We start from the raw sequence: 26,005 nt of genomic DNA on the forward strand, positions 1-26,005 counted from the left end.
ATTTATAATGCATATCCTGATTGGTAAATGACCTTAGAATATATAGTTACTGATGACTTTTTACTTTTAATGTTAATTAATTTCAGAGCTAAGATAAATATCTTAATAAGTTTTTAATTGTCTGTTTTAGCTAAGTTTTATAAAAATATATAACTATCCTAGTTATTTTTAGCTGAACTTTTATATATAAAATAAGAATAAATAAATGGTATCACTACAATCATAATTATTACAAAAGTATTATAAAAAGGAATATTAATAAATGCATTAATAATTAACAATATTCCACCAATAATCCAAATCCATCCAGCTAAATGATGTGTTTTATTCCAATTTTCTTCATCATTAAGAGTCCATGGTAATTTTATTCCTAATGTATAGTTTTGTTTACATTTAGGAATATAGTTTCCAATAAAGAAAATCAATATTCCTGAAAATAATCCTATATAAAAATTTGTCTCTAAAGTAATTCCTATTGAATACACAGTCATCATTACTTGCAAAATAACTGAAAGTATAGCAACTCCCCATTTTGAAAAACCTTGAAGTATTTTTGAAAATCCTATTTTCTTTGGTTCATTTTCAATTCTAAACCATGTATATAAATGAATACATAGCATTAATAATGGTACACCAAAAGCTGCTATAACTTTTGGAGCATAATTATCTGGATTTCCATAATTGTCAAAATGAATTGCAACCTGATCTGGCAATCTATTATAAAAACAAATTGATACAATAAATGGTATGAAACATACTAAAGTTGATAAAACAAATTGTTTATTTATCATTTTTTTCATTATCTTTTTCTCCCTTCTCCATAAATTGTGAAAACCAAAGCATAACTTCCTCAAAAACTGAAGTATTTATTTCATAGAAAATGAAGTTTTTATACTTGGTTTCAAATATGAGCCCTGCCTTTTTTAATTGAGATAGATGATAAGAGATTGTGGCATTTGTCATATTAAATTTTTCACTAATTTCTCCTGCTGACATCTTGTTATTCTTTAGCATAAGTAAGATTTCTCTTCTTACAGGGTCAGAAAGAGCTTTAAACGTTTCTGGAAAACCCAACAATATCACCTCTCTATTTAGAATTTCATCTAAATACAATATAGCATAATTAATTATTCACTTCAATAACTATTTAGATTTTTTTCTAAATAGTTATTGAAAATTATTATATAAATTTCTAAAACTAGCTTTAAATAAAACAATCTCAATCATAGATTGTTTTATTTAAATACTTTACTTTCAAAAAAATAAAGGACTTAGAAACAAAACTCTAAGTCCTTTTATTTTATAAACTTTCTTATATTTAAAATATAATGCGCACTATTTATGCAACATATTCATACTTTTCTCTGTATTCTCTTATGGCATCATTCCAAGCTTCTTGTACTGTTACACCTCTTTTATTAGCAATTCTCTGTGCCAGTTCAATTATTTTCATAGCTCTTCTTGATATGTTCATATATATTCCTCCTACAAATTATTATATATTTCATATACATAGATTAAAGTTATATTTTTATACTATATAACTTTTCTATTATAATATTACAATTTCCATATGTATTATATATGAACTGTATTAGAAGATAATTAGAATTTTTGTAAAATTTGTATATATTCATATTTATACAACATTAACCTCATGAAAATCTTAAAATAACATGAAATATATGTTCTCATATATACTATAATGAGCATTTAGAAACTACAAAACACTTGAAGTTTTTAATTATCAGTATCCTATAAAAAAGCCATAACTAATATAACTACAATGGTTGTAGATTTTTATATAATATATAAATAATTATAGGAATTAAAAATATCTAATTAAAACAATGTCTGGTACATTAGCTTTGTGACCATAAACAATGCCATTACTAAAAATATTGGTTTTATCATTTTTGAACCATTTTTTATTGCAACTTTAGCACCCACATAGGCCCCTATTATCATCACTAATGCAAACAATACAGCAATTTTATAATATACTTGACCATTTATCATAAATAATAATAACGAAGTTACATTGCTTGTCAAGTTTAATATTTTTGTATTTGCTGAAGCATGCAAGAAATCATATCCATATATTTTTATAAATCCGAAAGTTAGAAATGTTCCTGTTCCAGGTCCAAAAAAACCATCATAAAATCCCATTATAAATGCCATAAGCATTCCTAATCTCAAATTTTTCTTATTAATACCTTCAAATCTATCTTCTTGACCTAAATTTTTAGAAACAAAAGTATAAATTGCCACTATTAAAATCATTAATACAACTAAAACATTTAGTATATTTTCATTTATTGATAATACACATTTTACTCCTAAAATACTACCTATAATAGTAAAAGGAACTAGCTTTTTTAAAAGTTCATTATTAGTTTTGCCAGATTTTGCATATCTATAAGCACTACTTATACAACCTGCTGATGCTGCAAATTTATTTGTACCAATAGCAAGATGTATTGGTACTCCAATAGCCATAAGAACAGGCATACTGATAAGCCCACCTCCACCTGCTATAGAATCTACAAAAGCAGCTATAAAACCCCCGATACATAAAAAAGTAATTACAAACATAAAATTCCTCCATACATTCTATTTCAATCTCCTTTATAATATATACTCTATACAATTTCTTTTTAATTTTTATTGTCCAATATATTTTTTCTATATTCATTTGGAGTACTATTATTAAATTTTTTAAATATTTGTGAAAAATAACTGCTATTATTAAATCCTACTTTCTTACAAATATCTGCTATACTCATATTTCCATTTTTTAAATATTTTTTAGATTCTTCTATTCTAAGAATATTTATATACTCAGTTATTGAAATTTTATTCTTTTCATTAAAAATAGAACTTAAATAATTTGGACTTATAAAAAATACATCAGATATGCTATTTAAATTTATATTTTCTTTATAATGTTTTTGTATATATTCGTTTATCTTTTCAATTAAATTTACTTTATCTTTTCTCCAAAAGTCTCTATTAATATCAATACATTCTTTAGAAAATTCAAGTAATATATTCCATAAGTCTTCATCACTACTTACAAGTGATATTTTTTTAGTATATTTATTTTTTACATAATAAATAAGATTTAAATCTTCTAAATCTCTAAGTACTGTTCTAGATAATATGAGCGTCATCTCTTGAACAATACTCTTAATATTATTATGTATTTTCTTATTTACCTCTATTAATTTACAAATACCTTCTAAATTCATATTTTTAATTTCTTTCTCAAGAGAAAATTCTAATTCATAAGGATACTCTCCACCATCATTACTAAGTATACTAATTCCTATAGGGCTTATAATACATTTTTCTTCTAACAGCCTAGTATTAGCCTTTTTAAGTGCATCTTCAAGCCTTATATTGTCTTTTCTATTTTTTAATATTTCCTCATCCTTTATGCTAAGTTGGTTTTCAAAGAATTTTCTTTTCGCTATTTCCTGAATAAAATCAGTTACCATTAGTAAATTTTCTTTTAATACATATAATCTACTTTTAGGATTTAATGGAATTTCACTGTAAATTTTATTTATATATTTTGTATCTATATTTGAGTTATTTGATAATATAGACAACCTTTTATCTATATCAATAGATTTATATATTATAAAATTTCCACATTCTATATACCCAATTATATTTTCTTCTAATACTATAGGTATCTCTAGACTAGAAACATCATAATCACAATTATATATTTTAGTAAAATTGTCGTTATTTATATTTTTATTAAGTTTTCTATTACAGGTTCTTATATTTTTGCAAGTAACACAAAATTTAACGTCTCCATTAGTTTCAAATATTTTTTCGTGTTTTGAATCATAAATAGATATTTTAAGCTTCAGTATATTAGATATTTGATTTGCAATATTTTCAATTATATTTATATTAATTAATTCTTGTATATTATTCTCAGAAAACATGATTGGTAATTGTTTTAAGCTCGAAAATTTATAGGGAACATAGGCGATTAATATTATCAAATCATTTTTACCAGTATTTATAATTTCATGTTCTGAATATGGTGGGCAATAGATTATTGATGATTTCTTTATATTAATCTTTCTACCATCAATTATTTGTATTCCTTCTCCTTGAATCACGTATAAAAGTTGTTCTTCACTTAAATGAAAATGTTTTTCTTGACAATTTCCTGGAAAAAATTTTACAACTCCAGCACTAAGTCTATTAGATTGTGTTTTTGATGGCTCATGTATCCATGTAACTTCTCCCCAATTAAATTTTTGCACTTCATATTTACTCGACTCACTAAAATACTCCATAAGCTCACCTCTTAGTTTTTGTCTAAATATTTTTTTATTCTTTCAAATGTCTCATTACTTATCACATGCTCTATTCTACATGCATCTTTTTCAGCTATATTGAATGAAACTCCCAATGTATTTATTAGAAATCTAGTAATTAAAATATGTTTTTCATAAATTTCTTCTGCTTTTTTTCTACCATTCTCAGTTAAAATAATTTCACCATCAAGCATCATTCTAATAAGACCACTTTCTTTTAAAATCCCTACAGCTCTACTTACACTTGCTTTACTATAATTTAATTCTTTTGCTATATCAATAGACTTTACAACTCCATTTTTCTTCTCCAAAATCAATATTGTCTCTAAATAATTTTCTCTTGATTCATACATTTCTACTTCCCCCAAGCAATAATAATTCAATTCTAATATTTTTATCATACTAATTAAAAAAGTATAACTGTATGTTTTAACATCATAATCTAGATTGTTCATATATAATAAAAAAATACTCACTTTTATACTCATAAGTATTTTTATCACTTACATTAATATATCTTATCATAATTTTCTTTTTTATTACATAGAGAAATATCATATAAAATAAAACCCATTTTAGATTTTGATATATAGTGTAAAAATCATTAAAAACGAGACTTTACATAAATAAATAGACAACCTAGTTGAAAAACCTTCATAAAATCAGGTATAAATGACAGGAATACTAATTCATTTTCTACACACTATTTTAATTATTATCAACCCATTAATTCTAAGAAGTTAATATCAAAAACTAGTATCCTTTTTCTATATTTACTTATCCTCAATAGAAATAGTTATAAAAAGAGCACAAAAAATTATTTCTTAACTGCCTTTTTTTCATTTAGATAAGCTACTTTTTCATCTATTTGCTCCATACAATGTTCCAACACATGTATTTTATTTTGAATATTCTGTTTATATTGCTCAAATAGGCAAATTCTTTTATCTATTGTGTCATCTCCCATATCACAGAAATGAAAACATTCATATATATTCTTTATAGATAAACCTGCCATTTTAAGTTCTGTAATAAATATCAAGCGTTCTACATCCTTTTCTGAAAAGTAACGAACACCGCTTGGTTTTCTATTGATGGGAAGTAGTAAACCTTTTTCTTCATAAAAACGGATTGCTGATGGAGAAATTTCAGTTATTTTTGATACCTCAGTCATGGAATATTGCATGTTCTTTACCTCCCTAAACTTTTAAATGAATAATAACATTATAAAAATTCCTTTCATAATAGTCAATCAGTATTCAATAAAAAGTATTGACTTCAAGTTAGGTTGAAGTTGTATAGTTTGAAGTGTAAAAATCAATTTGTAAAAGAAAGGATTATATAAATGGAAAAATATGCAACTATGATTAAAGAAAATTTAAATGCAGGAAAAGTACTTTGTGGGATTGCAGTTTCACTGTCTGATTCAGCTGTAAGTGAATTAGTAGGATTATCTGGATACGATTTTGTATGGATTGAGGGAGAACATGGAGCTTTAGACCATAAAGACATTCAGCAACATATGATAGCAGCACATGCTGGTGGTGCTGCTTCTTTGGTTAGATTGGGAAATAGTGACCCTACTCTTGTTAGAGCTATAATGTATATGGGAACAGATATTATAGGCTTTCCATTTATTAATACAGTACAAGACGCACAAAAAGCAGTATCAGTTTGTACCTATCCACCAAAAGGCATAAGAGGATGCAACCCTCAACGTGCTTCGTATTATGGGCATATGAATTATTTAGAGCAGATAAAGAAACATTGAAAATGATGTTAATTGAACAAAAATCAGGCTATGACAATCTTGAAGATATAGTACAGGTTGATGGTTATATTTCTTTTACAATAAATGGAGCACATTATTACTCCTTTTCCTTACATTTTTCTACAACACTTATTAAAACTTTCATAAGATTAAATAGCTCAGATTATTCAGTTTATACTTAATAAACATACTGCCAGATAACAAATAAAAAATCGTTATCTGGCAGTACTGAATATATATTGAAGTCAAAATATTAAATATTTTATCTTTTATAAAATATTCATTACATATATCATGCTATTAATATTTTTTAGTGTTATGTATACTAATATTATCATTAGTTTTTTAAAAATTAGCTTTTTATAGCATACAAATTTATTCAGCCAACATTTTACCTAATTCAATACAATTAGCCTCTGCCTCTCCATCTGGATCTTCCATTGCTGTGATTCCTTCACCACCTATAATTGTAGCACCAGCATTTTGCATACGTTCTTCCCAATCTCTCATCCATTCACAATTTCCCCAACCATATGAACCAAATAATCCAATCTGTTTACCTGATACCATTGCTTCTAATTCTGATACAAATGGTTCCATATAACCTTCTTCCAATTGTTCTGCTCCCATAGATGGGCAACCTAGTGCAAATTTATTTTCTCCTTTTAAATCGCTTGGTTTCAATAAACTTACATCTAAAACCTCTGCTATTTTACCTTTTGACTTTACACCTTCAGCTACAAAATTTGCCATTTTTTCAGTATTTCCTGTTCCACTCCAATAAACAATATATATTTTATTCATTTTTACCTCCTACGATATTTTTAATCATTCTTTTAGTTAGCTATGGCTAACTAGAATTTAAAAAATAAAAGATTTCTTTATTTGAAATCTCTTTATTTTTTCTAAATATATAATATCATGCACAGTTTTAAAAATCAATACTTATTGATAATATTTCTCATTAAATAATTTTTATCATTTATTTCGTAAATATATAGTCCTTATCTTTCATTAGCAAACAAAGATTATCTTTTAGTATTTCCCTTGTATTTATAAAGATTTAAATATAAGTAACCATTTCCTTGTTCTGTTCTAGGCAAACCAAGTGCTCTTGTACACTTTATCAACTGTGCATACAACTCAGCTTCATCAAAATTTCGTTCAAACTCTTCTCTTGCCCACTCTTTAATCAATGCCATTGAACCTGTTACATAGGGTGCACTCATACTAGTACCACTCATAATAGCAAGTTTATTATCCATATAAGTGGATAAAATATTTCTTCCTGGTGCAACTAAATCTATTGTACTATTTGAATTGCTAAATTTCTCAACTAAATAATTTTCATTTATTGCACCTACTTCTATTACTTCAGGATAACTTGCTGGATAACTATATTCACTTGTACTAGAATCTCCATCTCCATTATTACCAGCTGCACACACTACAGGAATATTATTTTTTACTGCTTGTAAAACAGCATTTTTTAGATTTTTATCATCTTTATTCCCTCCTAGAGACATAGATATAATATCTACCTTGCTACTTACAGCAAAGTTGATAGCATTAATTATACTCTGATATGTCCCAATACCATCTTTATTTAATGCTTTTGCTATTAATAATTTACAATCTGGTGCTACTCCCATAACTTCATTGTTATAATTAGATGCTGCTATAATGCCTGCTACATGTGTTCCATGTCCATTAAAATCCTCATATATATTTTTATTTCCATTACTATCATCACTGAAATTTGCACCTCCAATGATTTTTCCTTTTAATAGAGGGTGAGATGTATCGCAACCTGTATCTATTATACCAACTACAACATTTTTACCAGTGTAACCCTCTTCCCACATTCCTTTAGCATTCATTTGTTTTATACCATATGGAAATTTATTCTTTGTTCCTCTTAGATTTTCATTTATCTCATATGGAATTAACTTCATTTTTTTATTCATAATGTATCCCCCTAAAAATTTTATTGCATATAAAAAATTATAAACAAGTTAAAGTGATAAACTATAAATTAATAATTTAATTTATAGTTACATGCTTATACTCATCTATTTATATTTATGATATGTTTTTTATTTTTAGGAGTCATATTTTATTGTCTACAAAATAAAATTTATATGTTATATCAAACTAAAGATTTGCTTACATATACAGATTTACTTTTGTAGATAATTTACTTTTTTGTAGGATATAAAATATTTTATACATTTAAAACAATAAAATAGGATATCTTATTTATGGTAAAAACTTTTTAAGATATCCTGTTAGTATTTAATATTCTCTACTTTTTTAATATATTTACTATTTCAAAACTGCCCCTGTATTTGCTGATGTAACCAGCTTAGCATATCTACTTAAATATCCATGCTTTATTTTTGGTTCTAAAGGCTTAAATTTTGATTTTCTATTTTCTATTTCTACTTCACTTACTTTTAGTTCTAATTTTTTATCTGGTATATTTATAGAAATTATATCTCCTTCTTCAACTATTCCTATTAAACCACCTTCCATAGCTTCTGGAGAAATATGTCCTATAGATGCCCCTCTGGTAGCTCCTGAAAAACGCCCATCAGTAAGAAGTGCTACATGCTTATCAAGCCCCATTCCCGCAACTGCTGATGTAGGAGATAACATTTCTTTCATTCCTGGCCCTCCTTTTGGACCTTCATATCTTATAACTATAACATCACCTTTGTTTATTTTTTTGTCAAATATAGCACTAACAGCTTCTTCTTCTGAATTAAAAACTCTTGCTGGACCTTCATGAATCAACATTTCCTCTGCTACTGCTGATTTTTTTACAACTGCTCCATTTACAGCAAGATTACCTCTTAAAATTGATAGGCCACCTTGACTGCTATATGTATTTTCTAATGTATGTATTACTTCTTCATTCTTTATCTCACAATTTTTTATGTTTTCTCCTATAGACTCGCCTGTTACTGTTTTACAATCTAAATTTATTCCTTTTATCTTTGAAAGTTCATTCATTATAGCTGGTATTCCTCCTGCCATATGTAAATCTTCGATATGATGCTTACCACTTGGACTTAATTTTGTTAAACAAGGAGTTTTTTCACTTATTTCATCAAATAAATCTAAATTAAGTTCTATTCCTGCTTCATAGGCTATTGCAGGTAAATGAAGCACTGTATTTGTAGAACCAGCCATTGCCATATCTACAGTTATTGCATTTTTAAAAGCGTCTATTGTCAAAATATCTCTAGGCTTTATATTATTCTTAAGAAGTTCCATAACATACATACCTGCATACTTTGCTATTCTTTTTCTTTCTCCTGAATGTGAAGCAGCAGTACCATTATATGGAATACCCATACCTAGTGCCTCTGTTAAACAATTCATACTATTAGCTGTAAAAAGCCCAGAACATGAACCACATCCAGGACAAGAATTCATTGCCAACACTTCTAGTTCTTCTTCACTCATTGTCCCATCCTTACAAGCTCCAACACCTTCCATTGCAGAGTTAAAGTCATATACTTTTCCATTTGCTTTTCCTGGAAGCATAGGACCTCCACTTACAACAACACTTGGTATATTAAGTCTTGCAGCCGCCATTAACATTCCTGGGACTATTTTATCACAATTAGGTATAAGTACTAAAGCATCAAAACCATGTGCCATTGCCATTGCCTCTATAGAATCGGCTATTAATTCTCTTGAAGCAAGTGAATAATTCATTCCAACATGCCCCATAGCTATACCATCACAAACTCCTATAGCTGGAAATTCTAATGGTAATCCACCACTCATTCTCACTCCATTTTTTGCTGCTTCTGCTATTTCATCAAGATGAAGATGACCAGGAATCACTTCATTTTGTGCATTTACTATACCTATTAATGGTCTTTCAATTTCTTCTCTAGTAAGACCCATTCCATACATTAATGCTCTCTTTGGAGCTCCCTCTATTCCTTTTTTTATATCGCTTCTCATGGTATTACCTCTTTCTTATATTTTTAAAATTTTCATAATATTATTATAATATATTTTTATATCAATTAATTACAAAAAACCCAAAAAATATTAAAAAATATTAATATAAAAATATTACTATTTTATATTAATATCTTACACAAATAAATTAAATAGTTATTCTCTCTTAGATATACTAGTTGGAGAAATCTTTTTTGCCAATATTAAAGATGTTATTATTAATAAAAACAACAACACTATAGAAATTATAAAAGAAGGATTAGTGATATCAATAGCTTTATCTCCTATATTTAAGAACACTAATGTTCCTGGTAAAATACCAATAAGTGTTGCAAACATATAGCTACTAAATCTTATATTAGTAAGCCCTGCTCCATAGTTTATAAGATTATATGGAGTAATTGGTATCAATCTTAATACAAATATAATAAAAAATCCTCTCTTCTCATCTGCCTCCATAAAAAGTTTCCATAAAGATGGTGATAATCTATTTTTTAAAAACTTAGTTATGGCATCCTTAGCTAATACCTTTGCCATCATAAACATAATTGCACTATTAACACCTGCACCTATTATCGTATAAAGTGTCCCTTTCCACAATCCAAATGCTAATCCTCCAGCCAATGCTAATACTGGAACGGGAAAAAAAGTAATTGGCAAAATTGAGAAAATCAATATATATACAAAGGGTGCATAGTTTCCATATGATTGCACATATTGACGTATTTGCTCTGCTGTAATACCCCTAAAAAATGCATAATAAATGAGTATAAAAATAACAATGATAAGTGCTGTAACAATTCCTTTCAAATTCCTTTTTATAATAAATATCATCCTTTCTATGTGTATTTATTGTATATCTCTATTGTTTATCTTCTTTTTTAAGTTTCAATAAATAACCCTTTATTTATATTCCATCTAAATAACTTCTTCATGACTTTTTAAAATTTCATCAAAGTTAATAATCCTACATCAAAAATTAAAATAAGATTTTTAATATTAATTAATTCAGATTCTATATGATTTAGACTTATTAGATGAAAGTTAATAGTAATCACTTCTTATGATATTATCTCTTTATCAGATTTTCAAGTTTCAATAATATCATTATAATACATTTTTATATTAACTAATTACAAAAAATCTAAAAAATATCAATAAATTACACAATTAAACTAAATAATTATTTTTTATTGTATTCCTTAGAAAATTTTTTTAATAAGATGTAAGATAGTATTATTTATAGAAAATATGAGCTTTATTATTTCATGCATTAATAAATATTGATTTTTTAATAAATAAAAAACATTCCCATTAAGAGAATGTTTTTAGGTATATAAGTATATTAGAAATACACTGCTATTTGTATTCTATCAACAATATTTTTTGGAGAATATAAGTCTAAAATATCTTCATATATTCATATATAAATCCATAAACCTTCATAAAATAATTATTTTCTAAAATCCCATATTTTTAACTGCATATCACATAATAGCATAGTTTTGTAAAGTTGAACTATTATACATATCTTATCTAATAAAGCACACTCCAAAAATACTCATAACCTTAATTATAATAATTTTCTCGCAACCTCATCTACTTCTGAAGTATTTTCCCATTTTGTTGGCTTTTCTGCAATTCTCTTTATAAAAGGTATAATTGGTTCAAGTTTTTTATCTGTGAACATTGGTAATAGACATACGATTATCCAATATTTCCAATCATCATCTTGTTCCTCTGGGGTAAGAATATCTATATCAATGGAGTAATAATTTCTTGATGTAATGCCAATACAGGCAATATATATTTTGCAACAGGCCAATTGTAATCTTGTATCCATTCTAAAAGCTTAAGGCAAATAGGTTTTATCTCTTCATCAGATAATAATTTTAATTTTTCAATATTACAGTTATCAAACTTATCTTTTGGAAGTAGTTCTTCGACATTTTTCATAATCTATTTCTCCAGTCTAACACACAATAATTGCCTTATCTTCAAGATAGACAAAAATCGTTTATGTTTAGATTCTAATATCTACATTTACAAATGTAAAACAAATTATAACTTAATATACTTGTATATAAGTACTAATTTTAAGTTAATCAAATATAATATTTGAAACTTTATCCCAGTTAATCGCTCTCGAATTATATTCAGGGTGTGATAATTTTACTACATGAGTTGAATTATTATAATTATAATAAATTGTAGTAGTACCATCAATTTGATTCCTCTTATATCCTTGATAGCTAGCATTATTTGGCACTTTTTTTTCAATAAAACTATATGCAGATGAAGCATCAAGTATTTTTACTTTATTAGGAAACATCAACATAAAAAAAGTTATAAGAGCAAAAATACATATACATGTAATACTATACCATTTAATCCATTTCATACAATTCCTCCTATTTTACCAATATATACTATTATTATTTCCATATATTTATAATATTTATACATATGATAAAATTTTTAAATACTTACATATTAAGTGTAGAAGATTCAATTTTCTAAGTCTTATAAGGATACATAGTTTATTTTTATAAGTTAATAAATTTTTAAGGTTTTATTAAAGAAAAGTTTATTTTTAAAGATTACAATAAAGATAGTATTTATAAGGTCAAAAATATAAATTTTGGAGGGAGATAAATTAAAATTATGTGTACACTTTATCCGTTATTTTGTGCAATATTACCTTGTTTAATATACCAAATAATTGTTATAAGAAGAGTAAATTTAAAAGAAAAAAGGAATTTAGTAACACATCTAATATGGGTCTATGTTTTTTTGTTTTATATTTACTTAGCACTTAGCAAAGCAGGTATTGGAAGTATATGGGATATAGGTAGATATGGTGAAATTATTAGACTAGATGAAATAAATTTAATTCCATTTAGTTCAAGTGGTGCTTTAACCTACATTCTAAATATCATCATGTTTATGCCTTTAGGATTTTTACTTCCTTTGATTTGGAAAAGATTTAGAAATTTTATTAGCATATTATGTACTGGACTAAGCTTTTCATTGGCAATTGAGATTTGTCAATTATTTAATCATAGAACCACAGATATTGATGATTTGATGATGAATACTCTAGGTGCTATTTTGGGATACTTCATATGGATATGTATAGATAATTTATTTAATTATATAAGTAAAAAGACTGTCTTTGCACATCGATATGAACAGATTCTTCAAGATGAAATTGCTGTTGAAGCTGATGATGATACAAATAGAAAAACTATTAACCTACCTAAAAATGAAGCTATTATGTACTTAATATTAGCTGTTTTAGGAGAATTTCTATTGTATAATTTTTATATCACTTATTAGATAATTTAATGTATCTATTAGCTTTACATTTTATCTTAATATTTATGTACAAATAAAATACCCATTCTTACTACCTTAAGAACAGGGTATTTTATTCTTTAATATATTTAACAATAACTTTTTATCTTATTGATAATACCTATTTTCACTTTTCTGCTTGATTATAGCAAAAACAATATTTAAAATAAATTTTAATTATAATCACTTTCAACAAAATTATTAGAATAATTTTCAAATCTGAATAGCCTAATATAATAACCTTACTTAATTGGCATTTGAAATATTCGATTTACATTACATCTAACTTTATTAGCAGTTATATAATCATATTCAGTGCCATTCTCAATAAAATTTTGTATCTTATCTAATACTTGTATTGCTCTCTCTTTACTTTCATAACATCCTATCTTCCTAGTATTATACATATCTTCAAATGTTACATATATTTGATTATCATTTATTTCAATTTTACTAACTTTCATTAAATTAGTTTTATCCTGGCTTCTAATTATTATCATTTCAAATTCTCCAATATATTTAATTTATTTTTAAGTCATTTCCTTGTTATATACTATTTTGACATAATTAAAACTTTTACCATTACATATTTATATACCATCTTTCTCTTTTGAGAGTTTCTTTAATCCTAAAAGCCTTGCTAATTAGTTCTCTTTTTTATTTCCATAATAAATCATTTGTTGATTATTCCAACATCATTATACAATCTATTTCACTTAGTAAAACTTATCCTTACCACCCTTTCCATGTTGATTTATACATTTGGTAATTGTATTAATAAAAATTTTTATTCAAATCATTTGTATATTAAATCATTTATATCAAAACTCAATATTTTACAACATATATATCTCTTTTCTATAAACTTATTTTTATATTTTCTTCAAATAAATGTATTATAGGATTTATTTTTAATAATTTCATTATTTTTTTTATAGCATCATTTTTAATTTTGATTTGTTTCCATTCAACATATCACCCTTCCATAAATTACCATTTGTATAATTTATATTATATATATACAAACGGTAATTATCAATCTTTTTTCTTATCTTTTTTCTTTTTTTATATATTTTTGGTAATTTTATTTTACTTTTCAGCAAAATAACTTATAATTTCGGTAAGGAGTGATGTACATATGGAAAGTTTAGGAGATAGAATAGCAAAGCTAAGAAAAGAGTTGAATATAAATCAAAAGGAACTTGCTACTAAAGTTGGTATAACTGAAGCTAGTTTATCACGTTATGAAAATAATCTGCGAGAACCTAAAAGTGAAATAATAGTAAGATTAGCAAAATCACTGAAGACATCTACAGATTATTTATTAGGTATAAATGAAAATACAAAAATAAATAGAGAAGACAAATTAATAATAGAAAGTTTATCAGTTAGTGAAAAAACAAAGCAGCTTTTAGAAAAGATATATTCACTTGAAGAAGAAGATAGAGAGGCTATAGAAAAAATGATTGATAATGCTTATATAAAGAGATTTTTAAAAGAAGAGAATTAGTTCTCTTCTTTTACTTTTTCCAATATTTCTAATAACAGTTCATAAAAATCAATATCTACACTCAATAAAAAATCTAATTTAATTCCTGTGTCTTTAATTTTTTCCTTTCTTATAATAGTAGTATTTGATTTTTCCACATACACCATCCCCCAGCGAACCTATGTTCTTAATTTTATTCAAAGATTCCCAACAAATTTTTAATAAAAATTATGTAATTATGATTTTTTCATTTCATAAAATATTTTTCTCTTATCCAAAATTTTCTTGGATAATTATCTTAACTATATAATAATACTTTTATTCTACAGATGCAATAAAAAACTCGTAATTATAACAAAAAAATCTATTATTGTAGAATTTTGTATATTTTTTATGTTTTTATATATTTTTTAAGATAATTCTTATTATAAAATTTTGTATAAATATATAAATTTTTATGTTTATTTAATCTACTTTTTAGTACTTGATAAAGTATAAAAAATACTGATAATTATAGTTTACTAACTATCATTATCAGTATTTTTTTACCATTTATAAACATAATTAAAATCCACTTTCTAAAGAGGCTAGATTTACCTGACTACACTTCAAATTTTTCTCACAAAATACTATTTATCTTTTATTTATGTTATTCACTTTATATTTGTGTAGTAAAATTTATTTAGCTTGAAACTATTTTTATTATTGAGAGTTTAAGTTTTCATAACTTAATTATTGGAACTTAATTATTAATGAAAATAAAGTTAATTTTCATTATAAGTATTATCTTTTCAATATGTACTTACTATATAATTCTATTATTTATTTTCACTTTCCAGTTTTAATAAATAATCCTTTGTTTTTATTCCGCCCAAATAACCTCTTAAACTTCCATTAGAACCAATAAGCCTATGGCAAGGTATAAAAATAGAAATAGGATTTTTACTATTGGCCAACCCCACTGCTCTATATGATTTAGGTCTATTGATTGTATTCGCTAATTCTAGATAAGTTCTTGTTTCTCCATATGGAATTTTACAAAGTTCACTCCACACTTGTTTACTAAACTCACTTCCTGATGGATGTAATGGTAAATCAAATTTTTTTCTATCACCATTTAGATATTCACTTAGTTGTTTATTTGCATCTTTTATAATTTTAGTCTCTTTAACTGTATATTTTTCACAAGATAATTCTTGTATCCCAAAGAATAAATCTGTAATGTAATTATTTTCTTCTGATATTCCTATTTTCCCAATTTTAGTTTCATAGTAAAATATATTTTTCATTGAGCACTATATCCTTCCATATTTATTTTTATCTTCAGTTATGATTAATAGTTTTACTTATTTATATCATATATTTTATCAACTTTTAATAAAAAAACTTTACTCTGTTTAAAAATATTTGTTTTATATAAAATCAATTAATACCCTATATTATATAAATAATAAAACTAATTATATCTTCCTTATTAAAATCATAAATATATAAATTAATTAACATTAATGAACAAGAAAGTCAGTAGAGCATGATGTATCAAACCATACATTTTGCTCTACTGACTTTTTATTACTTAACTAAAACTTCAATATTTTCATCTTGCCCATCTATAACTATAGTACATCCATTATATATATCTCCAGCAATAAGTTTTCTTGCAATTATAGTTTCTAATGTATTTCCTATATATCTCTTAAGAGGTCTTGCACCATACACAGGGTCATAACCTTCTCTCACCATTACATCTTTAGCTGAATCTGTAACCTCAATAGAAATATCTTTTTCTTTTAATCTATTTTTTAAATCTTCCATAAATATGTCTATAATTTTCTTGATATTATCTTGGTCTAAAGGTTTAAACATTATAATATCATCTACTCTATTTAGAAATTCAGGTTTAAATCTATGCTTCATCTCATTCATTACAAGACTGTTAGTAGTATCTGTTATATTTCCACCTGCTTCTAATAAATAATTACTTCCTATATTAGAGGTCATTATTATAAGAGTATTTTTGAAGTCTACAGTCTTACCTTTATTATCAGTAAGTCTACCATCATCTAATATTTGTAAAAACATATTAAATACATCTTCATGTGCTTTTTCTATCTCATCAAATAATATTACAGAATAAGGTGCACGTCTAACTGCTTCTGTAAGTTGTCCGCCCTCTTCATATCCTACATATCCTGGAGGAGGTCCTACTAATCTTGATACAGCATGTTTTTCCATATATTCAGACATGTCAATTCTAATTATATTGTCTTCACTATCAAATAAATTTCTAGCAAGAGTTTTTGCAAGTTCAGTTTTTCCAACTCCTGTAGGCCCTAAGAATATAAATGAACCAATTGGTTTTCTTTCATCTTTTAGGCCAGCTCTTGCACGTATTACTGCATTTGAAACTGCTGTAACAGCTTCATTCTGTCCAATAACTCTCTCATGAAGTTCATCTTCTAGCTTAAGTAGCTTTTCTCTTTCACCTTCGACTAATTTAGTTACTGGTATACCTGTCCACTTTGATACAATATTAGATATTTCTTCTTCTGTAACTTCTTCTTTTAAAAGTGAGTTTTCAGAACCATCATTCATACTTTCTTCATATTTCTTTATTTGCTCTTCTAATTTAGGTATTTCACCATATTTAACCTCTGCTGCTTTGTTAAAATCATATTCTCTTTCGTACTTTTCAGCTTTTCCTTTAGCTTCATCTAATTGAGATTTTAAATTTTTGATATCTAGTATTTGACTCTTCTCTTTTTCATATTTAGCAGTCATTTCATCATTTTTAGATTTTAACTCTGCTATTTCCTTTTGAATATCTTCTAATCTTGTCTTACTCTTATCATCATTTTCTTTAAGCAAAGCTTCTCTCTCAGTTTCTAGTGTAAATAATTTTCTTCTAACCACATCTAATTCTGTTGGCAATGAATCTATTTCACTACGAATCATAGCTCCAGCTTCATCTATTAAATCTATTGCTTTATCTGGTAAAAATCTATCTTGTATATATCTATGAGAAAGTTTTGCTGCTGCTACAATAGCATTATCATGAATTCTTACTCCATGATGTATCTCAAATCTTTCTTTAAGTCCTCTAAGTATAGATATTGTATCTTCAACAGTAGGTTCTTCTGCAATTACAGGTTGGAAACGTCTTTCAAGGGCTTTATCTTTTTCTATATATTTTCTGTACTCATCAAAAGTAGTTGCACCAATACAATTTAACTCTCCTCTTGCAAGCATAGGCTTAATCAGGTTACCTGCATCCATTGAGCCTTCTGTTTTACCAGCACCAACTATAGTATGAATCTCATCTATAAATAGAATGATTTTTCCATCAGAACTTTGAACTTCTTTTAAGACAGCCTTTAATCTTTCTTCAAATTCTCCTCTATATTTTGCACCAGCAATCAATGCGCCCATATCAAGAGAAAATACTATTTTATCTTTTAATCCTTCTGGTACATCTCCTCTTACTATTCTCTCTGCTAAGCCTTCAACTATCGCAGTTTTACCTACACCTGGTTCACCAATTAATACAGGGTTATTTTTTGTTCTTCTTGATAAAATTCTTATAATTCTTCTTATTTCTTCATCTCTTCCAATTACAGGATCTAATTTATTTTTTTTAGCTAAATCTACTAAATTTGTTCCATATCTAGCAAGTGCATCATATGTTCCTTCTGGGTCTTGTGTTTCTACCCTTTGACTACCTCTAACTTGTGATAAAACATTTAAAAAATCATTTTTATTTATATTATATTGTTTCAATATTTTACCAACAACTGATTTTGATTCTGTTTCCATCATTGCAAGCATAACATGTTCAACACTTATATATGAATCTTTAAATTCTTTAGAAATACTTTCTGCTTTTATAAGTACTTCATTTATTTTTCTAGTAGCTGACACTCCTTGTGAATCTGCTCCTTCTCCATATACTTTTGGAAGTTTATCCATTTCAAAGTTTACAGTATTTCTTAAAGAATCTATTGATATATTCATCTTTTCTACTATATTTGGTATTAATCCATCTTCTTGATTAATAAGTGCTGAAAAAAGATGAATTACATCTACTTGTTGGTTATGATTTTTTACTGCTTCATTATAAGCCTCATTTAAACTTTTTTGAACTCTTAAAGTCATTTTTTCTACGTCCATATAAATCCCTCCATTTTAATATTATATCCAAATAAATTAAATTCTCTCATTTATGATTATTGATTTTCTAAGCTCTAAAAGACTATCAAGCAAACTTTCATTTTTTTGTATGTCAAAACTTAATGTCAGATTAAAGGTTCCATCTGAATTAAAAAAATCAAACACTTCTTTTGATTTTGCTCTTAGATATAAATCTTCATCTATAAGTCTTTTTTCACCTATTAACAAATATTGGCACTTATCTATAAAACTCTTTCTAAAATCAATAGTATATAGATTTTCTAAAAGATTATATTGGTAAATTGCAATATTATTAAACACTTTTAATAAATTTGAATTTACAAAATTGTAAATTTGATTATCGTTATACAGTGATATTTGTTCATATATATACTCTCTAAATAAAGGATGAATGTTTTGTTTAAGTTTCAAAGTAACTTCAGCTGGTATTTCAAAATACAACTTCCAGTATTCAGAATTATTTTTTTCTAATATAAATGCTACTCTGTTTAAACTAGTGGGGCTAATCTCTTTTAATGTACATTCAAAATTATAATATCTCAAACTAGTTTCTTCATTTTCAAATACATAATCAAACCACTGTAGAACATTTCTATCAAGTTTTAAACTCATATAAAAACCTTCTTCCTTATTTACTAACCTTATTAGGTCTTTTTATCTGATTATATTCTTCTAGTAAACTTTCTTTATCAGCTTTATTTCCTTTATATGCTATATGTGGATTTATCATATACTCACCATTTTTTACTTTCTGTAAAAAATCTAATTTTTTTAGTTCTGTAAACAATGAAGACAAGGAAGTCTTTGGATATTCAAATTCGCAAGATAATTCATGTAGTGTTTTCCTAATCTTATTATTTTTATCCATAGAATTTATTAATTTTATTGGAATTAAATCTCTTTTAGTATACATTCCTTCTGCCACTTTGATATAATTTTTAAAGCAAACATTCATATATTTACTTTTGTTCATAACCAAATTTCTACTTTCTGTGTATTCTTGATTTAAATCTTTTTTTAATGCCTTATCTAAATTAAATATCTCTTCTCACTCTCCTTATCTCTAATTGATAATATAAATATATTACAAAAAAATATGTATGTCAAAAACAAAAATAACAAAAGTTTATCTATAAACTAAACTTTTGTTTATCTATAAGCTAAACTTTATTGTTTTTTAAAATCAGTATTTTCAATTTATTGGTAAGATTTTTGAATAATATTTGTAAATTTTTTTTAAAAATTTTAATATGCTCAGTAAAATAATCTTTTCTACAGAGTAAAACCACTAAACACATAATATTTCCAATTATTTTTTTGTAAGTTTACTTGACATAGTATATATATATTTATATAATGTATATATGCTATATATACAATTTAAGGAGGTGTTTAATTGAATATAGTTATTAGTAATTCAAGTGGCAAGCCAATATACGAACAAATTACTACACAAATTAAAAGTATGATTATAAGTGGAGAGTTGCCAGAAGGTACTGCTCTTCCAAGTATGAGATTATTAGCAAAAGAACTTAGAATAAGTGTAATTACTACAAAACGAGCATATAGTGATTTAGAACATGATGGATTTATTGAAACAGTTACTGGTAAAGGTAGTTTCGTATCTGGAAAAAATATGGATTTTGTTAAAGAAGAACAACTTCGTTTAATCGAAGAATACCTACAAAAAGCAGTTGATACAGCTCAAAGTAGTGGCATTACATATAATGAGTTACAAGATATTTTACTTTTATTATATAAGGGAGAATGATAATTATGGACGCAATAACTATAAAAAACCTAAACAAAGTTTACAAAAATTTTGCATTACAAGATGTATCTTTTTCAGTACCAAAAGGCTCTATAATGGGATTTGTAGGTGAAAATGGTGCAGGAAAAACTACTACACTAAAATCAATTTTAAATTTAATATCTTATGATAGTGGAAATATTGAAATCTTTGGCCTTGATAACATAAAAAATGAAAAAGAAATCAAAGAACAAATTGGTGTCGTATTTGAAGGAAGCAACTTTCATGAGAATTTAAATACAAATAATATCTCAAAAATTATGAGCCATATCTATAAAAACTGGGATGATAGACTATTTAAAGAATATTTAAAACAACTAAGAGTTCCAAATAATAAACTAATTAAAGAATTTTCAAAAGGTAATAAAATGAAACTTAGTATTGCTGTAGCTTTATCTCATAAACCAAAGTTATTAATATTAGATGAAGCAACTAGTTCACTTGACCCTATTGTAAGAGAAGAAATATTGGATATATTCTTAGATTTTATACAAGATGAAGAACATTCTATTATTTTATCTTCACATATTACAAGTGATTTAGACAAAATAGCAGATTATATTACATTTATACATAAGGGGAAAATTGTATTTAGCGAAAGCAAAGATGAATTAATCGATACTATGGGTATCTTAAAATGTAATTCTAATGATTTTGCTAAACTTACAAATGAAGATTATTTATATTATCGTAAAAGCCAGTTTGGATATGAAGTACTACTTAAAGATAAGTATAAATTTATTACAAAACATCCAAACCTTATAGTTGATAATACATCAATTGAAGAAATTATGTTATTTTATGTAAGAGGTGATAAATAATGAAGGGACTAATTTTAAAAGACTTACTTAATTTAAAAAGCAATATAAAATTTCTAATTTTATTTATGATTGTATTTGGATATATCTCTTCTGTTGGAGATGGAAATAACAGTAGTTTTATAGGTGTTATTATAGTTTTATGTACAACAATGATTGTTTCAACATTTTCATATGATGATTTAAATAAATGGGATAGCTATGTACTTACAATGCCTATCAAACGTGACACTATTGTATTAAGTAAATATTTAACTATGTTAATATTTAGCTTTATAGGTGTATTTTTTTCACTTATTATTAGCATTGTTAATGGATATTTTAAAAATACACTTGTTTTAGATGATACTTTAGTTATTACAGGATTAATTTTATCAATTTCAGTATGTTTTGCTAGCCTTATTTTACCACTTATTTATAAATTTGGTACAGAAAAAGCTCGTTTATTAATGATTGCATGCTTTTTACTTCCTACTGCTGCAATATTAGGATTTAAAAGTCTTTTGGAAAGATTTAATTCAAGTATTTCTATTGAAATTATACTTAATACTTTAGTTTATTCTCTTCCATTTATTGCGATTTTATTATTTGTAATTTCATATTTTATTTCTACAAAAATTTATTGTAAAAAAGAAGTGTAAAAGATATTAACACTAGTTTTATATTTAAGTGGTTTTATAAAAGATTTTATAAAAATACTATCAGGGTAAAATTTGATAGTATTTTTGTTTTTTATGAATTTATTTCTACTAGGATTTTTATTTTTTTATTATTTATTTATTCAGTAACATCCTATTATTTTCTAAATATACTGATATAATATAATTATCTGATAAATTTAGTTGACAATTATATTTTTAGGAGGGTACACATGTTAGGACAAAGATGTATGGATTATTTACAAACATTAGGAAAAATAAGTTCAACAACAACAGGACTTACAAGACTTATATTAACTGATGAGCATAAAAAATCGATTGAATTAATAAGTTCTTGGATGAAAAATTTGAATCTTGATATTGAAATTGACGATATTGGAAATATTATAGGTACATATAAATCTAATTTCTTAAACGCACCTACATTAGTAGTTGCATCTCATCAAGATAGTGTAAAATGTGGAGGTATATTTGATGGAATGCTAGGAATAATTGTTCCTCTAATTGGACTTGAAGAATCTATAAATAATAATAAGTCTTATCCATTTAATATTAAATTAGTTGCATTCGCTGAGGAAGAAGGAACAAGATTTGAAACATCTCTAATGGGAAGTAAAGTTTTTGCTGGTACTTTTAAAGAGGAACTACTCAAATCTGTTGATGAAAATGGAATCACGCTTGAAGAAGCTGTAACAAAATTTGGATTTGATACTAAAAATTTAATAAATTTACACCCTAGAAAAGATATTGATGCTTATTTAGAATTCCATATCGAACAGGGACCTGTCTTAGAAAACAATGCTCTTCCTGCTGGTATTGTTTCAAGTATTACAGGATTTAAGAGTTTTAAAATATCAGTAAATGGCAAATCTGGCCATGCTGGAACACTCCCAATGGATATGCGATTTGATGCTGGATGTTGTGCTTGTGAATGTGTATTATCAATTGAAAATATAGCTAAGATAACGCCTGATTTAGTTGCTACAGTTGGAAAGATGAATTTCTATCCATCATCATCAAATGTAGTTCCTGAAAGGGTTGATTTTACTCTTGACGTCCGCTCATGTTCACAAGAAACTCTTGATACTTCAGTAATAAAAATATTTGATGAAATAACTCGCATATGTCAAAATAGAAAACTTAATTATACAAGTGAACTCTCTTTTGAAAATGTTCCTGTACCATGTTCTGATAAAATGACAAAAGTTATAGAAAAAAGTTTTGTGGATTTAAATCTCAACCCATTTTATATTTATAGTGGCGCTGGTCATGATGCTCAAGAAATGGATAATATAACTGATATAGGCATGGTATTTATAAGATGTACTGAAGGCATAAGTCATAATCCTAATGAAAATGTTACTGTGAATGATTTAGATATTGCAGTAAAAATATTTTTAAAAATACTAGATAATCTTAATCTAAAATAATTTTACAATAATACTCTTCATTCTGATGTATAAAAAAAGAAAATAAACATGAAAAAGGTAGCAACTAACTCTAATTGCTACCTTCTAATTCTATTTATATAAAAGTTGATTTCTCATCAATAATATCACATCTATCATTTCCATTAGATATATGTCTTACTTATAATTATACATTCTATTCGTAATTATCTCATTTTAAATAATATATATTATACAGTAAATATTTTTCTAATAATGACAATAAATATTCAAATTATTTTTAATATCTCCATTGATTTTTATCTATTTACCTTAAAAATATAAAGGATACCAAAGCTGATATCCCTTATAAATGTTATATATTCATTTTTTATTATAGTTCCAATTTAATATTCAACTTAACTCATAGAGTTAGAAAATTCCTCTCCTGCTGTAACAAGATTAGATAATAATACATCAGCCAGTGCATCATTAGCTGAACTTATTATCCATTTATTATCTTTCTTAGTACATTCAAACTCTACAGTTTTTGTTACAAAAGTTTCTTCAACACTTTTTTGCTTTTCTTTCATAATTGACACTAACATTTCAGTTGTTTTCTCATCTGTTAAATCTTGACCTGAAAAACTCATGCCAAGCATCTTTGTAAATGCTTCAGCCACTATTTCTTTAAGTAATGGTGTTGAATCTACAAACTTACACTCTACTTGAATTTTTGCATTATTATCTTTAATCTCACTGTCTTTTATTGTGTATGTTATTTTAGATGCATTATGTTTTAGATAATCTAAAACATACTGTGTACTTGGGTCTTCTGTTTCTAATTCTTTTAGTATATCCTTATATTTTTCATCATTATTTTCCATAGCTTTGTTCATACCTTCAAAGTCAAATTTCTTTGCACTACTAAAAAAATTATTGATTGTATCTTCTGGTTTTGCACTTGAACATGCTGTCAAAGATATTGCTAATAAAAAAGTTGTTAAAAGTAATATGATTTTTTTCATATCTCAAATCCTCCCTCTTAATTTGTTGATACATAAATTATTTTAACATATAATGAGGATTTTTAATAATATATTTAGAATATTTATGACTTTTATCAAAACATAAATCTAGATTAAAAAATATTTATATTAAATTATTATTCATATTTACATCAGTCATAGTAGAAACCATAACAGCCTTTATAGTATGCATTCTATTTTCTGCCTCTTCAAATACTTTTGAATACTTGGAATTAAATACCTCGTCAGTAACCTCTAATTCTGATAATCCAAACTTTTCATAAATTTCTTGACCAACTTTAGTTTCTAAATCATGAAAAGCTGGAAGACAATGTAAAAATATAACATTTTCATTTTCAGTTTTCTTTATCATATCCATATTCACTTGATAATCTTTAAGTTGATTTATTCTCGCTTCATATTGTTCTTCTTCTCCCATAGAAACCCATACATCTGTATATATAACATCAGCACCCTTTACATCATCAATATTTTCAGTTAACAATATATCTCCTTTAGACTTTTTAGCTATTTCTTTCATATCTTCAACTAACTTTTCATTTGGCCAAAGTTCTTTAGGAGCAAGCGCTACAAAATGAATTCCCATTTTAGCACATCCTATCATCAATGAGTTACCCATATTATTTCTAGCATCCCCAACATAAACAAATTTAACTTTATTTAAATCTTTATCTACATTTTCAATTACTGTTAGAAAATCTGCAAGTATTTGAGTTGGGTGATATTCATCTGTAAGGCCATTCCAAACAGGTACTCCAGAGTATTTTGCTAAACTTTCAACTGTTTCCTGTTTAAATCCTCTAAATTCTATACCATCATAAAATCTTCCTAAAACTTTTGCTGTATCGGATACAGATTCTTTTTTACCCATATGGCAGTCATTGGGTCCTAGATAAGTTACATGAGCACCTTCATCATGAGCAGCCACCTCAAACGAACATCTAGTTCTTGTTGATGTCTTCTCAAACAATAATGCTATATTTTTACCTTGCAATAAATCTCCTTTTATACCAACCTTCTTCTTAGTTTTTAAATAACTAGATAAAGTTAATAAATATCTAATTTCCTCTTTTGTAAAATCCTTTAATGTTAAAAAACTCTTTCCTTTTAAACTTATATTATTCATATTGATTTTCCCCTTTTTGTAAATTT

At 25.9% G+C, this 26,005-nt stretch carries 30 protein-coding genes; 8 read left to right on the forward strand and 22 right to left on the reverse strand.

From position 1 onward, the window contains the following. Positions 1-158 precede the first annotated feature (158 nt). The 7 genes from IC214_RS12995 to IC214_RS13020 form a co-directional block, all read right to left on the reverse strand. The gene (locus IC214_RS12995; protein ID WP_227866724.1) at positions 159-800 is read right to left on the reverse strand and encodes an SdpI family protein; all 642 of its coding nucleotides are present in this window, start codon (positions 798-800) and stop codon (positions 159-161) included. Then, positions 781-1,074 carry an autorepressor SdpR family transcription factor gene (locus tag IC214_RS13000; RefSeq protein WP_227435096.1) on the reverse strand — a complete coding sequence of 98 codons (294 nt, stop codon included), beginning with the start codon at positions 1,072-1,074 and terminating at the stop codon, positions 781-783. The genes IC214_RS12995 and IC214_RS13000 overlap by 20 nt, the downstream gene beginning before the upstream one ends. 265 nt (positions 1,075-1,339) lie before the next feature. Next, positions 1,340-1,474 (reverse strand): hypothetical protein, encoded by a 135-nt coding sequence (locus IC214_RS20890; RefSeq protein ID WP_255612865.1) that lies wholly within the window; start codon positions 1,472-1,474, stop codon positions 1,340-1,342. Between the two features lie 368 nt (positions 1,475-1,842). Next, positions 1,843-2,595, reverse strand: a complete 753-nt coding sequence (locus tag IC214_RS13005) for a sulfite exporter TauE/SafE family protein (protein ID WP_227435094.1) — start codon at positions 2,593-2,595, stop codon at positions 1,843-1,845. A 62-nt stretch (positions 2,596-2,657) separates the two neighbouring features. Then, positions 2,658-4,322 carry a helix-turn-helix domain-containing protein gene (locus tag IC214_RS13010; RefSeq protein WP_227866725.1) on the reverse strand — a complete coding sequence of 555 codons (1,665 nt, stop codon included), beginning with the start codon at positions 4,320-4,322 and terminating at the stop codon, positions 2,658-2,660. An 11-nt stretch (positions 4,323-4,333) separates the two neighbouring features. Then, positions 4,334-4,696, reverse strand: a complete 363-nt coding sequence (locus IC214_RS13015; protein WP_227866726.1) for a metal-dependent transcriptional regulator — start codon at positions 4,694-4,696, stop codon at positions 4,334-4,336. A 464-nt stretch (positions 4,697-5,160) separates the two neighbouring features. Beyond that, positions 5,161-5,529 carry a MerR family transcriptional regulator gene (locus IC214_RS13020; RefSeq protein WP_227435089.1) on the reverse strand — a complete coding sequence of 123 codons (369 nt, stop codon included), beginning with the start codon at positions 5,527-5,529 and terminating at the stop codon, positions 5,161-5,163. 159 nt (positions 5,530-5,688) lie between these two features. On the opposite strand from IC214_RS13020, the gene IC214_RS13025 reads away from it, so the two are divergent. Further along, positions 5,689-6,114 carry an aldolase/citrate lyase family protein gene (locus IC214_RS13025; protein ID WP_227866727.1) on the forward strand — a complete coding sequence of 142 codons (426 nt, stop codon included), beginning with the start codon at positions 5,689-5,691 and terminating at the stop codon, positions 6,112-6,114. Then, positions 6,111-6,296 (forward strand): hypothetical protein, encoded by a 186-nt coding sequence (locus IC214_RS13030; RefSeq protein ID WP_227866728.1) that lies wholly within the window; start codon positions 6,111-6,113, stop codon positions 6,294-6,296. Before IC214_RS13025 ends, IC214_RS13030 begins: the two co-directional genes overlap by 4 nt. Positions 6,297-6,489: 193 nt before the next feature. Here IC214_RS13030 and IC214_RS13035 read toward each other — a convergent pair whose 3' ends face one another. From IC214_RS13035 to IC214_RS13060, 7 genes are all read right to left on the reverse strand, one after another. After that, complete coding sequence (locus tag IC214_RS13035) at positions 6,490-6,918, reverse strand: flavodoxin (protein ID WP_227435085.1); 429 nt, start codon at positions 6,916-6,918, stop codon at positions 6,490-6,492. 224 nt (positions 6,919-7,142) lie between these two features. Beyond that, complete coding sequence (locus tag IC214_RS13040) at positions 7,143-8,081, reverse strand: S8 family peptidase (RefSeq protein WP_227435084.1); 939 nt, start codon at positions 8,079-8,081, stop codon at positions 7,143-7,145. A gap of 358 nt (positions 8,082-8,439) precedes the next feature. Continuing rightward, on the reverse strand, positions 8,440-10,095 hold the full coding sequence (ilvD, locus tag IC214_RS13045; protein WP_227866729.1) for a dihydroxy-acid dehydratase: 1,656 nt from the start codon (positions 10,093-10,095) through the stop codon (positions 8,440-8,442). 156 nt (positions 10,096-10,251) lie between these two features. After that, positions 10,252-10,809, reverse strand: coding sequence for a TVP38/TMEM64 family protein (locus tag IC214_RS13050; RefSeq protein ID WP_227866730.1), 558 nt, complete (start codon positions 10,807-10,809; stop codon positions 10,252-10,254). A gap of 859 nt (positions 10,810-11,668) precedes the next feature. Then, entirely contained in the window at positions 11,669-11,938 is a 270-nt protein-coding gene (locus tag IC214_RS13055; protein ID WP_255613182.1) for a DUF5071 domain-containing protein, read from the reverse strand. Next, positions 11,851-12,051, reverse strand: coding sequence for a DUF5071 domain-containing protein (locus tag IC214_RS20895; RefSeq protein WP_255613183.1), 201 nt, complete (start codon positions 12,049-12,051; stop codon positions 11,851-11,853). The genes IC214_RS13055 and IC214_RS20895 overlap by 88 nt, the downstream gene beginning before the upstream one ends. A gap of 145 nt (positions 12,052-12,196) precedes the next feature. After that, on the reverse strand, positions 12,197-12,496 hold the full coding sequence (locus tag IC214_RS13060) for a hypothetical protein (protein ID WP_227435077.1): 300 nt from the start codon (positions 12,494-12,496) through the stop codon (positions 12,197-12,199). A 263-nt stretch (positions 12,497-12,759) separates the two neighbouring features. On the opposite strand from IC214_RS13060, the gene IC214_RS13065 reads away from it, so the two are divergent. Continuing rightward, on the forward strand, positions 12,760-13,434 hold the full coding sequence (locus IC214_RS13065; protein ID WP_227435075.1) for a VanZ family protein: 675 nt from the start codon (positions 12,760-12,762) through the stop codon (positions 13,432-13,434). Between the two features lie 260 nt (positions 13,435-13,694). Here IC214_RS13065 and IC214_RS13070 read toward each other — a convergent pair whose 3' ends face one another. Then, entirely contained in the window at positions 13,695-13,952 is a 258-nt protein-coding gene (locus tag IC214_RS13070) for a hypothetical protein (protein WP_227435074.1), read from the reverse strand. Positions 13,953-14,590: 638 nt separating this feature from the next. Between IC214_RS13070 and IC214_RS13075 the strand changes: the two genes are divergently transcribed. Beyond that, positions 14,591-14,962: a helix-turn-helix domain-containing protein gene (locus IC214_RS13075; protein WP_227435072.1), complete on the forward strand. Its 372-nt coding sequence runs from the start codon at positions 14,591-14,593 to the stop codon at positions 14,960-14,962. Here the strand turns inward: IC214_RS13075 and IC214_RS13080 are convergent. The 5 genes from IC214_RS13080 to IC214_RS13100 form a co-directional block, all read right to left on the reverse strand. Then, positions 14,959-15,099 (reverse strand): hypothetical protein, encoded by a 141-nt coding sequence (locus IC214_RS13080; protein WP_227435245.1) that lies wholly within the window; start codon positions 15,097-15,099, stop codon positions 14,959-14,961. The genes IC214_RS13075 and IC214_RS13080 overlap by 4 nt on opposite strands. A 660-nt stretch (positions 15,100-15,759) precedes the next feature. Continuing rightward, positions 15,760-16,230 carry a methylated-DNA--[protein]-cysteine S-methyltransferase gene (locus IC214_RS13085; RefSeq protein WP_227435071.1) on the reverse strand — a complete coding sequence of 157 codons (471 nt, stop codon included), beginning with the start codon at positions 16,228-16,230 and terminating at the stop codon, positions 15,760-15,762. A gap of 283 nt (positions 16,231-16,513) precedes the next feature. Continuing rightward, complete coding sequence (gene clpB, locus IC214_RS13090; protein WP_227435070.1) at positions 16,514-19,108, reverse strand: ATP-dependent chaperone ClpB; 2,595 nt, start codon at positions 19,106-19,108, stop codon at positions 16,514-16,516. Positions 19,109-19,144: 36 nt separating this feature from the next. Next, positions 19,145-19,741, reverse strand: coding sequence for a hypothetical protein (locus IC214_RS13095; RefSeq protein ID WP_227435068.1), 597 nt, complete (start codon positions 19,739-19,741; stop codon positions 19,145-19,147). A gap of 16 nt (positions 19,742-19,757) precedes the next feature. Beyond that, positions 19,758-20,102 (reverse strand): replication/maintenance protein RepL, encoded by a 345-nt coding sequence (locus tag IC214_RS13100; RefSeq protein WP_227435067.1) that lies wholly within the window; start codon positions 20,100-20,102, stop codon positions 19,758-19,760. Positions 20,103-20,525: 423 nt separating this feature from the next. Here IC214_RS13100 and IC214_RS13105 point away from each other — a divergent pair, with 423 nt between their 5' ends. The 4 genes from IC214_RS13105 to IC214_RS13120 all read left to right on the forward strand — a co-directional run bounded on the left by IC214_RS13105 (position 20,526) and on the right by IC214_RS13120 (position 23,846). Continuing rightward, on the forward strand, positions 20,526-20,900 hold the full coding sequence (locus tag IC214_RS13105; RefSeq protein ID WP_227435065.1) for a GntR family transcriptional regulator: 375 nt from the start codon (positions 20,526-20,528) through the stop codon (positions 20,898-20,900). Further along, complete coding sequence (locus tag IC214_RS13110) at positions 20,897-21,760, forward strand: ABC transporter ATP-binding protein (protein WP_227435063.1); 864 nt, start codon at positions 20,897-20,899, stop codon at positions 21,758-21,760. Before IC214_RS13105 ends, IC214_RS13110 begins: the two co-directional genes overlap by 4 nt. Continuing rightward, positions 21,760-22,398, forward strand: coding sequence for an ABC-2 transporter permease (locus tag IC214_RS13115; RefSeq protein WP_227435062.1), 639 nt, complete (start codon positions 21,760-21,762; stop codon positions 22,396-22,398). Before IC214_RS13110 ends, IC214_RS13115 begins: the two co-directional genes overlap by 1 nt. A 230-nt stretch (positions 22,399-22,628) precedes the next feature. Beyond that, entirely contained in the window at positions 22,629-23,846 is a 1,218-nt protein-coding gene (locus IC214_RS13120; RefSeq protein ID WP_227435060.1) for a M20 family metallo-hydrolase, read from the forward strand. Between the two features lie 377 nt (positions 23,847-24,223). Here IC214_RS13120 and IC214_RS13125 read toward each other — a convergent pair whose 3' ends face one another. Further along, positions 24,224-24,832, reverse strand: a complete 609-nt coding sequence (locus IC214_RS13125) for a DUF4878 domain-containing protein (RefSeq protein ID WP_227435058.1) — start codon at positions 24,830-24,832, stop codon at positions 24,224-24,226. 124 nt (positions 24,833-24,956) lie between these two features. Next, on the reverse strand, positions 24,957-25,979 hold the full coding sequence (argF, locus tag IC214_RS13130) for an ornithine carbamoyltransferase (protein ID WP_227435057.1): 1,023 nt from the start codon (positions 25,977-25,979) through the stop codon (positions 24,957-24,959). Positions 25,980-26,005 lie beyond the last annotated feature (26 nt).

Origin of the sequence: Clostridioides sp. ES-S-0190-01 (genome assembly GCF_020658275.1) — a bacterium.
Taxonomy (GTDB): Bacteria; Bacillota; Clostridia; order Peptostreptococcales; family Peptostreptococcaceae; genus Clostridioides.

Bases quoted from the DNA above. Each gene is read 5' to 3' on its own strand.
- IC214_RS13010 (WP_227866725.1), bottom strand. From the start codon at position 4,322: ATGGAGTATTTTAGTGAGTCGAGTAAATATGAAGTGCAAAAATTTAAT.
- IC214_RS13120 (WP_227435060.1), top strand. From the start codon at position 22,629: ATGTTAGGACAAAGATGTATGGATTATTTACAAACATTAGGAAAAATA.
- IC214_RS20895 (WP_255613183.1), bottom strand. From the start codon at position 12,051: ATGAAAAATGTCGAAGAACTACTTCCAAAAGATAAGTTTGATAACTGT.
- IC214_RS13055 (WP_255613182.1), bottom strand. From the start codon at position 11,938: ATGGATACAAGATTACAATTGGCCTGTTGCAAAATATATATTGCCTGT.
- ilvD (WP_227866729.1), bottom strand. From the start codon at position 10,095: ATGAGAAGCGATATAAAAAAAGGAATAGAGGGAGCTCCAAAGAGAGCA.
- IC214_RS13020 (WP_227435089.1), bottom strand. From the start codon at position 5,529: ATGCAATATTCCATGACTGAGGTATCAAAAATAACTGAAATTTCTCCA.
- argF (WP_227435057.1), bottom strand. From the start codon at position 25,979: ATGAATAATATAAGTTTAAAAGGAAAGAGTTTTTTAACATTAAAGGAT.
- IC214_RS13070 (WP_227435074.1), bottom strand. From the start codon at position 13,952: ATGATAATAATTAGAAGCCAGGATAAAACTAATTTAATGAAAGTTAGT.
- IC214_RS13125 (WP_227435058.1), bottom strand. From the start codon at position 24,832: ATGAAAAAAATCATATTACTTTTAACAACTTTTTTATTAGCAATATCT.
- IC214_RS13065 (WP_227435075.1), top strand. From the start codon at position 12,760: ATGTGTACACTTTATCCGTTATTTTGTGCAATATTACCTTGTTTAATA.
- IC214_RS13035 (WP_227435085.1), bottom strand. From the start codon at position 6,918: ATGAATAAAATATATATTGTTTATTGGAGTGGAACAGGAAATACTGAA.
- IC214_RS13060 (WP_227435077.1), bottom strand. From the start codon at position 12,496: ATGAAATGGATTAAATGGTATAGTATTACATGTATATGTATTTTTGCT.
- IC214_RS13040 (WP_227435084.1), bottom strand. From the start codon at position 8,081: ATGAATAAAAAAATGAAGTTAATTCCATATGAGATAAATGAAAATCTA.
- IC214_RS13095 (WP_227435068.1), bottom strand. From the start codon at position 19,741: ATGAGTTTAAAACTTGATAGAAATGTTCTACAGTGGTTTGATTATGTA.
- IC214_RS13015 (WP_227866726.1), bottom strand. From the start codon at position 4,696: ATGTATGAATCAAGAGAAAATTATTTAGAGACAATATTGATTTTGGAG.
- IC214_RS13100 (WP_227435067.1), bottom strand. From the start codon at position 20,102: ATGAACAAAAGTAAATATATGAATGTTTGCTTTAAAAATTATATCAAA.
- clpB (WP_227435070.1), bottom strand. From the start codon at position 19,108: ATGGACGTAGAAAAAATGACTTTAAGAGTTCAAAAAAGTTTAAATGAG.
- IC214_RS13115 (WP_227435062.1), top strand. From the start codon at position 21,760: ATGAAGGGACTAATTTTAAAAGACTTACTTAATTTAAAAAGCAATATA.
- IC214_RS20890 (WP_255612865.1), bottom strand. From the start codon at position 1,474: ATGAACATATCAAGAAGAGCTATGAAAATAATTGAACTGGCACAGAGA.
- IC214_RS13075 (WP_227435072.1), top strand. From the start codon at position 14,591: ATGGAAAGTTTAGGAGATAGAATAGCAAAGCTAAGAAAAGAGTTGAAT.
- IC214_RS13005 (WP_227435094.1), bottom strand. From the start codon at position 2,595: ATGTTTGTAATTACTTTTTTATGTATCGGGGGTTTTATAGCTGCTTTT.
- IC214_RS13085 (WP_227435071.1), bottom strand. From the start codon at position 16,230: ATGAAAAATATATTTTACTATGAAACTAAAATTGGGAAAATAGGAATA.
- IC214_RS12995 (WP_227866724.1), bottom strand. From the start codon at position 800: ATGAAAAAAATGATAAATAAACAATTTGTTTTATCAACTTTAGTATGT.
- IC214_RS13110 (WP_227435063.1), top strand. From the start codon at position 20,897: ATGATAATTATGGACGCAATAACTATAAAAAACCTAAACAAAGTTTAC.
- IC214_RS13025 (WP_227866727.1), top strand. From the start codon at position 5,689: ATGGAAAAATATGCAACTATGATTAAAGAAAATTTAAATGCAGGAAAA.